This window comes from Microbacterium radiodurans (genome assembly GCF_008710705.1).
Taxonomy (GTDB): domain Bacteria; phylum Actinomycetota; class Actinomycetes; order Actinomycetales; family Microbacteriaceae; genus Microbacterium; species Microbacterium radiodurans.
This window is the reverse complement of sequence record NZ_VYRZ01000001.1, coordinates 1,093,837-1,107,464: the sequence shown is the minus strand read 5'-3', so window position 1 is coordinate 1,107,464 and position 13,628 is coordinate 1,093,837. Positions and strand designations below refer to the sequence as shown.

Below are 13,628 nucleotides of genomic sequence, written 5' to 3'. Positions count from 1 at the left end.
ACGGGAGCGCCGCCCGTCAGCGGCCCAGCGGAACCTCGATGATCTGACGTCCCCCGACCGGCGAGGTGAGGGCCTGATCGAGGGCGGAGCGGGTCGTCGCCCGGCGGTACTCCCACCCGTAGGCGGTCGCCAGCTGCTCGAGCCGCACCTCGTGGGGCGTGTAGAGGACCCGGTCGCCGACCTCGCGCGGGGCCGTCCGCGCGACCTCGAGGCCGTCGAAGATCGTGCCGCCGCCGTCGTTGCCGACGATGACCTGGATGCGCGGTTCGCCCTCGGCCGCCGGAAGGAGAAGCGCCCCGATGTCGTGGAGGAACGACAGGTCCCCCGTGACGAGCCGCGTGAGCCCGGCCTGCTCGTCGCGCTGGCTGGCCAGTGCCACGCCCATCGCCGTGGCGAGGATGCCGTCGATACCGGCGAGTCCGCGGTTGGCGTGCACGGGGATCTTCTTGCCGCCGAGGACGGTGTCGGCCACCCGGACGAGGCGGGACGATGCGAAGACGAGACGGTCGTGCGGCCAGCTCGCGCGCCAGACGGCGTCGACGAGGGCTGCTCGATCGAGCGGAGCGCGCAGGACGGCGAGTTCCGCCGCCATGGCGTCACGACGCTCGGTCGGCACCGCCGACGCCAGCTTCTCGGCGTCCGGGGCCGCCGGGGTGAGGTCGACGGCGGCAGCCCGGGAGGCTCGCAGCCACGCGCCGAGCCAGTCGCGGTCGGCGCCCCCGGCCGCGACGTCGACGGATGCGACCGACGCCGTCGACCCGTTGAGGTTGAGCGCTTCGCCCGGCCCGCGCACCGCGACGACGTCGACGTCTGTTCTCGACAGCAGCGCCGCGGCCTCGCGGCTGAGCGTCGGATGACCGAAGACGACGACGCGCTCGACGGCACCGCCGAGGTCCGGATCGCTGAGCAGGGCGCGGTATCCGTGGACGAGGTTGCGACCGAACCGCGCGCCGCTGACGATCTCGGCGACCAGCGGCCAGCCCCCGCGGTGCGCGAGCTCCTCCGCGGCGGGCCCTGCGTCGGCTCCGGCCAGCACGAGAGTCCGCGGCCCGCGCTCGAGGATCATCGCGTCCGACCCGGTGGGGTCTTCGGCCTCGCCGATCCCGCCGCCGCCCTGGTAGTGCGCGCCCGACGCCGTCGACGCGTCGTCGGGGTCCGCGGCGTGGGCGGGCGCGGCGGCCCGTGCCGAGGCGGTCGCGGCGGCGACGAGCCACGTCGGGCTCGCACCGGACAGCGGCTCCCGGTAGGGCAGGTTGAGGTGCACGGGACCGGCGGTGCGACCGGCCCCGCCTCGGGCGGCATCGAACGCCGCCTCGGCGATCTCGCGGATCTCCGCGGTCGCGGCGCTCATGCCGTCGGCATCGGTCGCCTCGGGGGTCGGCGCGTCGACGTCGAGCCGGACGAATCCGACGAACAGTCCAGGCTGACGCGTCGCCTGGTTCGCGCCCACCCCGCGCAGCTCGGGCGGGCGGTCGGCGGTCAGGAGCAGCAGCGGAACACCGGAGTGATGCGCCTCGAGCACGGCCGGCAGCAGGTTCGCGACAGCGGTGCCCGACGTGCAGATGACCGCGGCCGGCACGCGCGTCTCGCGACCGATCCCGAGGGCGGTGAAACCGGCGACGCGCTCGTCGATCCGCACGTGCAGGTCGATCAGCCCGGCGTCGGCGAGCTCGGCCGCGATGAGCGCGAGGGCCTGCGAGCGCGAACCCGGGCTCAGCACGACGTGGTGGACCCCCGCCCGGACGAACTGAGCGAGCAGGGCGGCCGCAGCATCCGTCGCCGGCGCAGAGGAACCGCCGACCGCGTCGTCCGCCATGTCAGGTGAACGAGCCGCGCGAGCCGGCCGGGCCGGTCGGACCATCGGGGTCGTCGTCACCGGGGGCTCCGGTCGCCGGCGCATCGCGCGGGTCGTCGGCCTCGGAGTCGAGCGCCGCGAGCTCCTCCTCGAGCCGGCGGATGCGCTCGTCGGTGTCGCGGATGGACCCGATGCTGCCGAGGAAGTCGGGATCGTCGTCCGGAGCACGGCGCACCGGCGCGGCGGACCGCCGACCTCGACCGATCACGAACCAGAGGATGCCGCCGAGCACCGGCAGCACGATCACGATGAGGATCCAGACGGGCTTGCTGACGCCGCGATGACGCTGGGGATCCTGCAGCGCGCAGTCGACGATGCTGTACACCCAGAAGGCGAGTGCCAGCAGCGCACCGATGAGCAGGAGCCGGGCCATTCCCCCATCCTATGCGTCCGTCGCGGGGCGGGGCCCGGACGTAGACTGGCGGGATGAATGCCCGTTCGGCCGTCGTCTACTCCGTGCTCCGGCTGCTCGCATTCCTCGTGCCGTTCGGCCTCATGATGCTCTTCCCGATCATGCGCGAGTACTACCTGCTCTCGGCGATCTTCGCGGCACTGATCGGGCTGAGCCTGTCGATGCTCCTCTTGCGCCGGCCGCTCGATGACGTCGCCTCCGGGCTCGCGGAGCGCCGCGCTCGACGCCGCTCCGGCGAGCGCGAGGACGCCGACGCCGAGGACTCCGCGTCCTGAGCGGTCCGGCCCGCCGAGGCGTGGTCGATGACGCGGCCGCGGGTCAGCCCGCGAACGCCCAGAACAGGAACGCGCCGTAGGCGATCGACGTCAGCGACGTCAGCGCCAGGGCGACGATGAGCTCCCGCGGCAGACGGTAGGTCCAGACGATGAGGATGGCCGACAGCGCCGGCAGCAGCGCCAGCAGGCTGAGCCACGCGATCGGGTAGACCAGCGCGAGGAACGCCGCGATGACGAACGGCGCCAGCACGAACAGCGTGAAGACGATGCGCGTCGCCGTGCGTCCGATCAGCACCGTCAGCGTGCGCTTGCCGGCGAGTCGGTCCTGATCGATGTCGCGCAGGTTGTTCGCCAGCAGCACCGCGCAGGCGAGGAGGCCTGCCGCCACGGCGCCGAACCATGCTTCCTGGGGCACCGTTCCGACCTGGACGAAGACCGTGCCGACGGTCGCCACGAGTCCGAAGAAGACGAAGACGAAGAGCTCGCCGAGACCGGCGTAGCCGTACGGGCGCTTGCCCCCGGTGTAGAACCACGCCGCCACGATGCACACGGCGCCGACCGCGAGCATCCACCAGTGTCCGGTCCGGACGACGATCGCGGCGCCCGCGACGGCGGCGACGGCGAAGAATCCGAGTGCGACGGCGAGGACGGTGCGCGGCGCCGCGAGGCCGCCGCCGGTGAGGCGAGCGGGTCCGACGCGCACGTCGTCGGTGCCGCGGATGCCGTCGCTGTAGTCGTTGGCGTAGTTGACGCCGATCTGCAGCGCCACCGCCACCGCCAGGCAGCACAGCGCCATCACCCAGTGCAGCTCGCGATCGACGAGGAGGGCGGCGCCGGTCCCGATGAGGACGGGGGTCACCGCGAGCGGCAGCGTCCGCACCCGGGCCGCACCGATCCAGTCGCGCGCCGTCGCCCGCCGAGGAGGCGGCGGCGCTGCGACGAGTCCGCGCTTGGCCGGGTTGCCGCTGGGGCGGGGACCGGCGGACGAGGGACGGGTGCGAGACGAGCGAGCCACGAGGGATCATCCTACGACCGCAGGGGGCGACGACGGGTGCTCAGCCCTCGTCGCGGACCGCGGGATGGCGTCGGAGCGCGCTCCGATCGGGCTTGCCGCTCGCGAGCGTCGGGATGACGTCGACGACGACGAATCGCGCCGGCCGCGCGGGCTTGCCGACGCGCTCCGCGACGAGCGCGCGCGCCGCGGCCAGCGCGGCGCCGGCTTGATCGGGCGCGACCGCGGCACGGTCGACCACGATGACCGAGGCCTCGCCCCAGCGGTCGTCGGCCACCGGCACGACGACCGCGCCGTGAAGCGCAGCACCGGGCACGTCGACGTCGCGGACGGCCGCCTCGACGCGGTCGAGGGAGACGTTGATCCCGCCCGAGACGATGACGTTGTCGCGGCGTCCGGTGATGCGCAGCATCCTCTCGTCGAACGTTCCGGCATCGCCGGTGCGATACCAGCGGCGCCCGTCGTCCTCGACGAACGCTTCCGCGGTGAGGTGCGGGTCGCCGAGGTAGCCGTCGGCGAGCATCGGTCCGGTCAGCTGCACCTCGCCGCCGGCGATCCGGACGCCCACCCCCGGCAGCGGCGAACCGTCGTACACGCAGCCGCCGCTCGTCTCGGTCGAGCCGTAGGTGCGCACGACACGAGCGCCCGCGTCGGCCGCGCGGGCGGCGAGCGCCCCGGGGAGCGCCTGCCCGCCGACGAGGATCGCGTCGTAGGAGCGGAGCGCCTCGCGGACACCCGCGTCCTCGGCCGCCGCGGCGACGAGGTCGGCGAGCTGCGCCGGGACGAGCGAGGTGAAGGTCGGCACGCGCACGCCGCCGATGCTCGATCGCATCGAGGCGGTGACGGCGGTGAAGGCGGCCGGCGAGAACGACCCCGCGAGCACGGCGGGCTCGTGCCCGGCGAGCAGACCCCGCACGAGCACCTGCAGCCCCGCGACGTAGGTCGGGGGGAGGGTGAGGAGCCAGCGACCCGCGCCGATGCGCTCGGCCGTCGCCGTCGCGCTCGCGATGAGGGCCGACCGACTGAGCACGACGCTCTTGGGGACCCCGGTCGATCCGGAGGTGGTGACGACGACTGCCGTCCCGGCGGGCGCGGTGCGCGGCGTCGCGTCGGCCGCTCCCCCGCGCTCGATCGCGTCGCTCCGCTCGATAGCACCGCCGAGCGAGATCGCCGGACCGGCGCCGTCGAGGGTCGCCCGGAGGGTGCGCAGCACGTCACGGGGCTCGGAGCCCCCGGGGATCAATTCGACCGGCATCGCGACGACCGCTCCGTCAGAAGTGGTAGGGATACGGCGACCAGTCGGGGTCGCGCTTCTGCAGGAACGCGTCGCGGCCCTCGACGGCTTCGTCCGTTCCGTATGCGAGGCGCGTCGCCTCGCCCGCGAACACCTGCTGGCCGACCATGCCGTCATCGATCGCGTTGAAGGCGAACTTCAGCATCCGGATCGCGGTCGGCGACTTCCCGAGGATCGTCCGCGCCATCGCGACGGCCGCGGTCTCGAGCTCGGCGTGCGGGACGACGCGGTTGACCGCGCCCATCTCGTAGGCGCGCTCGGCGGAGTACTCCTCGGCCAGGAAGAACACCTCGCGCGCGACCTTCTGTCCGACCTGACGCGCCATGTACGCCGATCCGTACCCCGCGTCGAACGAACCGACGTCGGCGTCGGTCTGCTTGAAGCGGCCGTGCTCGGCCGACGCGATGGAGAGATCGCAGACGATGTGGAGCGAATGGCCGCCGCCGGCCGCCCACCCGGGGATGACGGCGATGACGACCTTCGGCATGAACCGGATGAGCCGCTGCACCTCGAGGATGTGGAGGCGCCCGGCACGCGCCGGATCGCCGACGGCCGTCTCGTCGTCGCTGTACTTGTAACCGTCGCGGCCGCGGATGCGCTGGTCGCCGCCGGAGCAGAACGCCCAGCCGCCGTCCTTCGGGCTCGGCCCGTTGCCGGTCAGCAGCACGACCCCGATCTTCGGATCCTGCCGGGCGATGTCGAGGGCGCGGTAGAGCTCGTCGACCGTGTGCGGACGGAAGGCGTTCCGCACCTCGGGCCGGTCGAACGCGATGCGCGCGATGCGGCCGTCACCCGACACGTGCGCCGTGATGTCGGTGTACGCCTCCGCTCCGGGAGCGAGGGACCACAGCGCGGGATCGAACAGTTCCGAGACCATGCCGCCAGCCTATGCGCGTCCCCGACGCGGGCTCCGCAACCGTGACAGCGCCGGGGCACCGTGGAAGGATGGCGGGAAAGGGGAGATACGCGTGAACGCTCCGTTGCCGGCACTCGATGACCTGCTCGCACGCGCGCACGTGGTCGCGCTGCCGCTCGTCACCCGCTTCCGCGGCGTGGACGTGCGCGAGGCGCTGCTCCTGGAGGGCCCCGAGGGATGGACGGAGTTCTCGCCCTTCGTCGAATACGACGACGTCGAGGCCGCCGCGTGGCTGTCGGCCTCGATCGAGTACGGGTGGACGCCCGCACCGGCGCCGCTGCGCGACCGCATCGCGGTGAATGCGACGGTGCCCGCGGTCGCGGCCGATCAGGTCGCCGCTGTGCTCGATCGGTACGACGGCTGCCGCACGGCCAAGGTCAAGGTCGCCGAGCGCGGCCAGGTACTCGCCGACGACATCGCCCGCGTCCGCGCCGCACGCGAGGTGATGGGCGCCGAGGGCCGCATCCGGATCGACGCCAACGGCGGCTGGAACCTCGACGAGGCCGAGCACGCCCTGCACGCCCTCGCCGAGTTCGACCTGGAATACGCCGAACAGCCGTGCGCGACGGTCGACGAACTGACCGAACTGCGCCGCCGCGTGCACTACATGGGCATCCCGATCGCCGCCGACGAGAGCGTGCGCAAGGCCGGCGACCCGCTCGCGGTGGCTCGGGCCGGCGCCGCGGATCTTCTCGTGGTCAAGGCGCAGCCGCTCGGGGGCGTATCGCGGGCGCTCGCGATCATCGCGGAGGCGGGACTGCCGGCCGTCGTCTCGAGCGCTCTCGACACGAGTGTCGGCCTGTCGATGGGTGTCGCGCTCGCTGCGGCCCTTCCCGACCTCGATTACGACTGCGGGCTCGGGACGGCGTCCCTCTTCGAAGCCGACGTCGCCGCGGCGCCGCTGCGACCGCGCGCCGGCTCGCTCGCCGTCGGTCGCGTCGCGGCAGACCCCGAAGCCCTGGCCGCTGCGGCGGCGAGCGCCGAGCGTCGCGAGTGGTGGCTCGACCGGCTCACGCGGTGCCACCGCATCCTCTCCGGCACTGCGGACGTTGTCGGCGGCGCCTGATCTCAGTCGGCGAGCAGCGCCGTCGCGAGCAGCCCGATCCGCTCGTGCAGCAGGCCGCTCGTCTCGGGCTCGACGCGCCCCTCGATCGCCGCACGCTCGCACGTCGTCTCGGCGAGATCGACCATGAGCCGGGCGACCTCGGGGATCGGGATCCGGAACCGCAGCTCGTACACGGTGCGGATCTCGTCCACGATGCTCTGCACCCGGGCGACGATGCCGTCCTGCAGCTGCAGGTAGGCCGCTGCCATCCGGTCGTCGCGGAGCGCCTGCGCCCGCAGCTCGCACACCAACCGCGGCTCGAGTCCGGCCATCGAGACGCCGACGATCTGCGGCACGAGCGACGCGGGGTCGGGCACCGCCGTCCGGTCGAGCGCGCGCACCCGGTCGGCCACGCGATCGAGCTGCTCCGTCGACGAACGCTCGACGAGGGCGAGGAACAGTTCGTCCTTCGAGGCGAAGTTCGAGTAGAACGCCCCGCGCGTGAAGCCCGCGCGTTCGCAGACCGCCTCGACGGATGCCGCATCGAGCCCGACCTCGGCGAAGACCTCGTGCGCGGCGTCCAGCAGCCGCATCCGCGTGTTCTCCCGACTGCGCGTCGGCTGTCGCGTCTCGGCGTCCATCTCGCCCTCCGGTTTCACAACGTTCGTCCAGGCGGATCGGGGACGACTGAGCCTAGGATACATTGGTGTATCGGATACAGCGCTGTATCGAACTCCCGTCCAGAACCGCATGACCGCATCGCACGACCAGGAGCGCCCGTGTCCACACTCCTCTTCACCCTCGGCCGCTGGTCGTTCCGGCACCCGTGGCGCGTCCTGGTCTCCTGGCTCCTCATCCTCGTCATCGCCGGCGGCGGCGCGCTGCTGCTGAACAAGGGCACCGACAACTCCTTCACGATCCCCGGGACCGAAGCCCAGGAGGGCCTGGAGCTGCTCAATCGGACCTTCCCGCAGGCCAGTGGGACGAGCGCGCAGCTCGTGATCGTCGCCCCCGAGGGGCAGAGCGTGCGCGACGAGCCGGTCGCCGGTGAGGTCGCTGACGTCGTGACGCGGTTCGGCGACCTCGGCGACGACGTCCTCGCCGTCACCGACCCGTTCGACGAGACCGTATCGGGCCTGATCTCCGACGACGACCGCGCGGCGATCGTGCGCGTCCAGTTCGACGGACAGGCCACCGACGTGCCGGAGGCGACGCTCGACGAGCTGAATGCGATCGCCGACGACCTGCGCGACGAGATGCCCGCAGGGTCGCAGGTCGCCCTCGGCGGCGATCTCTTCTCGACCTCGATCCCCGCGCTCTCGATCGTCGAGGTGATCGGCGTGCTCGTCGCCCTCTTCGTGCTGATCATCACGTTCCGCTCGTTCGCCGTCGCCTGGTTCCCGCTCGTGAGCGCCCTCATCGGCGTGGCCCTCGCCACGTCGATGATCTTCGTCGCGACCCAGTTCGCCTCCGTCTCGTCGACCACGCCGCTCCTGTCGGTGATGCTCGGTCTCGCCGTCGGCATCGACTACTCGCTCTTCATCGCGGCGCGACATCAGGATCAGGTCCGCGCCGGCATGGATCCGGAGGAATCGGCGGCGCGCTCCACCGGCACCGCCGGGTCGTCGGTCGCGTTCGCCGGCATCACGGTGCTGATCGCCCTCGTCGGGCTGAGCTTCGCCGGCATCCCGTTCCTCACCACGATGGGCATCGCCGCCGCGGTGGCCGTCGCGATCGCCGTCGTCGTGGCGGTCACCCTCACGCCCGCTCTCCTGGGCTTCGCCGGCCCGCGGATCGCCGGGTGGCGTCGCCGCCCGGCTCGTCCTCGCCGCGCGGGACGCGCAGCGCCCGCCCGCACCCGTCGCCCGTTCTCCGAGCGGTGGGTGCGTCTCGTCACCCGCCGCCCCCTCGTGACGACGATCGCCGTCGTCACCGGGCTCGGCGTGCTGGCGATCCCGGCGGCCAGCCTGACCCTCGCGCTCCCGAACGCGGGCGTGCAGCCGCCGTCGAGTCAGGCGAGACAGGCGTACGACCTCAGCGCCGAGCACTTCGGCGCGGGGTCGAACGGCCCGCTCATCATGACCGGCACGATCGTGACCTCGGACGATCCGCTGACCCTCATGCAGGACCTCGGCGATGAGATCGCACAGATCCCCGGGGTGAAGGAGGTCGCCCTCGCGACCCCCAACCCGACCGCCGACACCGGACTCGTCCAGATCGTTCCCGAGACCGCTCCGGACGATCCCGCGACCGCCGACCTCGTCCGCGAGCTGCGCGCGCAGCACGACCGTCTGCTCGACGAGTACGGCGTCGACCTCAAGGTCACCGGCTTCACCGCCGTGGGCATCGACATCTCCGATCGGCTCGGCGAGGCGCTGATCCCGTTCGGCATCTTCGTCGTCGGGCTCTCGCTCATCCTGCTGACGATCGTCTTCCGCTCGATCTGGGTGCCGATCAAGGCGGCGCTCGGCTACCTCCTCTCGGTCGCCGCCGCATTCGGCGTCGTGGCGGCGGTGTTCGAGTGGGGCTGGTTCGCCGATCTGCTGCACGTCACCCGCGAGGGACCGGTGATCAGCTTCATGCCGATCATCCTGATGGGTGTGCTGTTCGGGCTCGCGATGGACTACGAGGTCTTCCTCGTTTCGCGGATGCGCGAGGACTACGTCCACACCCGTCGGGCGCGCGGCGGGCGCGCCGATCGCCTCACCGCCGTCGGAGCCGTCCGCACCGGGTTCGTCTCATCGGCCCGCGTCGTCACGGCCGCGGCCGTGATCATGTTCGCCGTCTTCGCCGCGTTCGTGCCCGAGGGTGACTCCTCGATCAAGCCGATCGCACTGGGGCTCGCGGTCGGAATCGCCGTCGACGCGTTCCTCATCCGCATGACGCTCGTCCCCGCCGTCATGGCTCTGCTGGGTGAGAAGGCCTGGTGGATGCCGCGCTGGCTCGATCGCGTGCTCCCCCACTTCGACATCGAAGGCGAGGCCGTCGAACGCGAGCTCTCGCTCCGCGACTGGCCCGAGCCGGGCACCACCGCCGCCGCGGTCGGCGACGACGTCACCGTCCACGCCGATCCCGATGCCGACGAGCCGCTCCTGCGGGGAGCGACGTTCCGCGTCGAGCCGGGGCGCACGCTCGTCGCCACGCATCCCGATCCCCGCGTCGGACGTGCTTTCGCGCTGGTCGTGGCCGGCCGACTGCGTCCTGACGGCGGTCGCCTCCGCGTCGGCGGCCACCTGCTCCCCGAGCGCGCGGCCTGGGTGCGCTCGCACGTGGGCCTCGCCCTGCTGGCGACCTCCGCCGATCCGGCGGAGGATGTGCGGGCGGCGCTGTCGGGCGGGACGACCACGGTCGTCCTCGACGGGCTCGACGCCGTCGCCGGCGCCGACCGCGATCAGGTGGCGTCGCTCCTGCGCGACGCCGGCGCGACGGGGGACCTCACCCTCATCGCCACCGCGCGCCGCGAGAGCGCCGTGCTCGACATCCTCGCCGAGGCACGGCGCACCGCGCCCGCCTCGCTCCCCCTGCAGACCGGTGCGCACGAGCGCCCGACGACCGAGGTGATCTCGTCATGACCCTGCCCATCGAACGCGCCCGCTCGCGCAAGCCCATCACCTGGCTGACCGTGCTGGGGGTGATCCTCCTGCCCGTGCTCGTCGGCGGCATCCTCGTCGCGGCGCTCTACAACCCCGTCGAGCGCCTCTCGAACATGACCGCGGCGATCGTGAACGACGACGAGGCGGTCGAGATCGACGGCCAGCTCGCGCCGCTGGGGCGCCAGCTGACAGCGGGTCTGGTCGAGGGGTCGGACGAGGTTCCGAGCAACCTCGCCTGGGTGATCTCGAACGACGAGGATGCCGCGGCGGGCCTCGCGGACGGGAGCTACGACGCGGTCATCACGATCCCGAGCGGCTTCTCGGCCGCGGCGACCTCGACCGCTCCCGGCGGCACGCCCGAGAAGGCGACGATCCAGGTGCAGACCTCGCCCGACAGCCTCGTCGTGGACGACGCCATCACGGCGCAGATCACCGCGGCGGCGACGTCGCTCATGGGGTCGCAGCTGTCCACGGTCTACCTCGAGAACGTCCTCCTCGGCTTTACGACCCTCGGCGACCAGCTCGGCGACGCCGCAGGCGGCGCCCGACAGGTCGCCGACGGCGGCCGTGCCGCCGCGGACGGCGCGACGCAGCTCGCCGACGGCACCGCGCAGCTGGCCACGGGAGCCGACGCGCTCGCGGGCGGAGCCGCACAGCTCGCCGGCGGAGCGGCGCAGCTCGCCGACGGGGCGGGCACTGCGGCATCCGGTCTGAACGAATGGGCCGCGGGCGCGCAGTCGCTCGCGGCCAACGGACGGCAGCTCGCGGAGGGGCTGGGGACGATCGCGGGTCAGCTGCCGAGCTCGTCGTCGTTCCCGGAGATCCCCGCCGACGTGGTGGCGGCGGCGGAAGCCGTGCAGAACGATCAGGTGGCCATCAACGCGAGCCTCGGTCAGGCCGCCGACACCCTGCGCGGCCTCGCCCAGCAGTGCGCGGCCGCCCCCATCCCCGACAGCTGGTGCGCCGATGTCACCGCGGCCTCCACCGCCGCGGACGCGAACCTGCAGACCGTGCAGGGCTTCGTCGCCAACGCGGGAACGATCGCCACCGGCCTTCAGGGCCTCCCGGCTCTCGGTCCGGCGCTGAGTCAGCTCGCCGACGGCGTGGACCAGCTCTCGGGCGGCATCGACCAGCTCGCCGCCGGTGCGACCTCGGCCGCCACCGGCGTCGGGCAGCTCGCATCCGGAGCCGACCAGCTCGCGAGCGGCGCAGCCCAGCTCGACAGCGGCGCGGCGCAGCTCGCCGACGGCGCGGCGGCCGCCTCGGGCGGTGCGAGCGATCTCGCGACCGGCGTCGGGCAGCTCGCCGACGGCACCGGAACCCTCGCCGACGGCCTGGACACCGCGACGGCCGCACTCCCCTCCTACACCGACGAGCAGGCCACCGACCTCGCGAGCGTCGTGAGCGCGCCCGTGCAGGCCGAGGGCCTCGGGTCGAACCTGTTCGGCGCCTCGGCGATCCCGCTGCTGTCGGCTCTCGCGCTCTGGCTCGGCGGCATCGCGTCGTTCATCGCTCTGCAGGCCGTGCCGCGGATGGCTCTCAGCTCGCGTCGCTCGTCGGCCGCGCTGACCCTGCGCTCATTCGCGCCGGCGGCGGTCATCGGCGCCGTCCAGGGCCTGCTCGTCGCCGTCGTGGTGCAGCTCGCGGCATCCTACGATCCGTGGACGTGGGCGGCGTTCGCCGGGGTCGCCGTGCTCGCCGGCGTCGCGTTCGCGGCGATCAACCAGGCACTCGTCGCCGTGTTCGGCGGCATCGGGCGCTGGATCGCCGCGGCGGTCGCCGTGCTCGCCGTCGCGACCGGGGTCGTCTCGACCGTGCCCGGCGTCCTCTCGGAGATCGCCGGCCTGCTGCCGACGGCCCCGGCGTACCGCGGGCTGCTCTCGGTGCTGACCTCGGCGGACGGCGGGACGGCGGCCGTCGCAGCGCTCGTGCTGTGGACCATCGGCGCGCTCATCGTCACCCTGGTGGCCACGGCCCAGGCGCGCACGACGACGGCGCGGGCCGTGCTGCACCCGGCCACCACCTGACGGCCACCCGCCTGACGGCTCCGTCAACGAGAATCGGCATCCGCCGTGAGACTCATCCGCAGGAGCGGAGTCTCACGGCGGATGCCGATTCCCTTCGGTGCAGCGCTCAGCTCAGGCCGCTGTACGCGTGCAGACCCTTGAAGAACTGGTTGACGATGACGAAGTTGAACAGCACCGCCGAGAATCCGACGATCGACAGCCAGGCGCTGCGGTTACCGCGCCAGCCGCGCGTCGCGCGCGCGTGGATGTAACCGGCGTAGAGCACCCAGATGACGAAGGTCCACACTTCCTTCGTGTCGAAGCCCCAGTAACGACCCCACGCATCGTTCGCCCAGATCGCGCCGGCGATGAGCGTGAAGGTCCAGAAGATGAAGCCGATGATGGCGAAACGGTACGCGAGCGACTCCAGCGCGTCGGCGCTCGGCAGCGTGCGGAGGAACCGCAGGCCGTCGCGCGCGGGACGATCGGATGCCGCGTCGCCGCCCTGATCGCCGGTGCGCGCCGCGCCGACGCGGGCGATCGCGCGCACCTCGCGCCGGGACTGCAGCAGCTGCACGATCGACAGGGCGAACGCGAGAGCGAGGAACGCCGAGGCGAGCGAGGCGACGAAGACGTGGATGACGAGCCACACCGACTTCAGCGGGTCGGCGAGCGGCACGACGACGACATAGAAGCTCGTCGCGGCGCCGCCCAGGAGCACGACGGTGAGACCGGTGATGAAGGTGCCGAGGAAGCGCAGGTCGTACCGGAACAGGACGACGAGGTAGACCATGACCACGAGCAGCGTGCCCGTCATGGCGAACTCGTACATGTTCGACCACGGCACGCGCTCGGCGGCGATGCCGCGGAGGATCGTCGCCGCCGTGTGCAGCGCGAACCCGATCCACGTCAGCGCGGTGCCCAGTCGCGCCCACAGCAGCCGTGGCCGCTCGGCGGGGCGCGCGTTCAGGGCGAGTTCGGCGTCGGCCTCGGCGCGACGGATGTCGGCGATCGACGGAGCACCCGCCGACCGCGCGCCGGCGCCTGCTCCTGCTCCTGCTCCGACGAGCTCGGGGACGGCGTCCTTCGCCTTCAAGGCGAGGTCCGACCGGCGCGCCAGGTCGACGGCGTAGGCGATGAAGGCCAGGGCGTAGACGGCCACGGCCGTCCACACGAGCAGGACCGAAACGGCATCCAGCGACAGGTCTTCGGGCATGATC

The 13,628-nt window shown here is 72.7% G+C and carries 11 protein-coding genes; 4 read left to right on the top strand and 7 right to left on the bottom strand.

Features of this window, described 5'->3' with window-relative positions:
• Window positions 1-16: 16 nt before the first annotated feature.
• Together menD and F6B42_RS05110 are read right to left on the bottom strand one after the other, a co-directional pair.
• On the bottom strand, window positions 17-1,816 hold the full coding sequence (gene menD / locus F6B42_RS05115; RefSeq protein WP_150418466.1) for a 2-succinyl-5-enolpyruvyl-6-hydroxy-3-cyclohexene-1-carboxylic-acid synthase: 1,800 nt from the start codon (window positions 1,814-1,816) through the stop codon (window positions 17-19).
• Between the two features lies 1 nt (window position 1,817).
• Complete coding sequence (locus F6B42_RS05110; protein ID WP_150418465.1) at window positions 1,818-2,228, bottom strand: PLD nuclease N-terminal domain-containing protein; 411 nt, start codon at window positions 2,226-2,228, stop codon at window positions 1,818-1,820.
• 53 nt (window positions 2,229-2,281) lie between these two features.
• On the opposite strand from F6B42_RS05110, the gene F6B42_RS05105 reads away from it, so the two are divergent.
• On the top strand, window positions 2,282-2,542 hold the full coding sequence (locus tag F6B42_RS05105) for a DUF4229 domain-containing protein (protein ID WP_150418464.1): 261 nt from the start codon (window positions 2,282-2,284) through the stop codon (window positions 2,540-2,542).
• A 43-nt stretch (window positions 2,543-2,585) separates the two neighbouring features.
• On the opposite strand, the gene F6B42_RS05100 is transcribed toward F6B42_RS05105, so the two are convergent.
• The 3 genes from F6B42_RS05100 to F6B42_RS05090 are packed head-to-tail and all read right to left on the bottom strand — an operon-like array spanning window position 2,586 to window position 5,725.
• Window positions 2,586-3,557, bottom strand: coding sequence for a 1,4-dihydroxy-2-naphthoate polyprenyltransferase (locus F6B42_RS05100; RefSeq protein WP_150418463.1), 972 nt, complete (start codon window positions 3,555-3,557; stop codon window positions 2,586-2,588).
• Window positions 3,558-3,597: 40 nt separating this feature from the next.
• Complete coding sequence (locus tag F6B42_RS05095) at window positions 3,598-4,809, bottom strand: AMP-binding protein (protein ID WP_150418462.1); 1,212 nt, start codon at window positions 4,807-4,809, stop codon at window positions 3,598-3,600.
• 16 nt (window positions 4,810-4,825) lie between these two features.
• Window positions 4,826-5,725 (bottom strand): 1,4-dihydroxy-2-naphthoyl-CoA synthase, encoded by a 900-nt coding sequence (locus F6B42_RS05090; protein ID WP_150418461.1) that lies wholly within the window; start codon window positions 5,723-5,725, stop codon window positions 4,826-4,828.
• 91 nt (window positions 5,726-5,816) lie between these two features.
• Between F6B42_RS05090 and F6B42_RS05085 the strand changes: the two genes are divergently transcribed.
• On the top strand, window positions 5,817-6,830 hold the full coding sequence (locus F6B42_RS05085) for an o-succinylbenzoate synthase (RefSeq protein WP_396652447.1): 1,014 nt from the start codon (window positions 5,817-5,819) through the stop codon (window positions 6,828-6,830).
• A 2-nt stretch (window positions 6,831-6,832) separates the two neighbouring features.
• Here F6B42_RS05085 and F6B42_RS05080 read toward each other — a convergent pair whose 3' ends face one another.
• Window positions 6,833-7,450, bottom strand: a complete 618-nt coding sequence (locus tag F6B42_RS05080; RefSeq protein ID WP_150418459.1) for a TetR/AcrR family transcriptional regulator — start codon at window positions 7,448-7,450, stop codon at window positions 6,833-6,835.
• Between the two features lie 138 nt (window positions 7,451-7,588).
• Between F6B42_RS05080 and F6B42_RS05075 the strand changes: the two genes are divergently transcribed.
• Window positions 7,589-10,381, top strand: coding sequence for an MMPL family transporter (locus tag F6B42_RS05075; protein WP_150418458.1), 2,793 nt, complete (start codon window positions 7,589-7,591; stop codon window positions 10,379-10,381).
• Window positions 10,378-12,429, top strand: a complete 2,052-nt coding sequence (locus tag F6B42_RS05070) for a YhgE/Pip domain-containing protein (protein WP_150418457.1) — start codon at window positions 10,378-10,380, stop codon at window positions 12,427-12,429. The genes F6B42_RS05075 and F6B42_RS05070 overlap by 4 nt, the downstream gene beginning before the upstream one ends.
• Before the next feature lie 106 nt (window positions 12,430-12,535).
• On the opposite strand, the gene ccsB is transcribed toward F6B42_RS05070, so the two are convergent.
• Entirely contained in the window at window positions 12,536-13,624 is a 1,089-nt protein-coding gene (gene ccsB, locus F6B42_RS05065) for a c-type cytochrome biogenesis protein CcsB (RefSeq protein WP_150418456.1), read from the bottom strand.
• Window positions 13,625-13,628 lie beyond the last annotated feature (4 nt).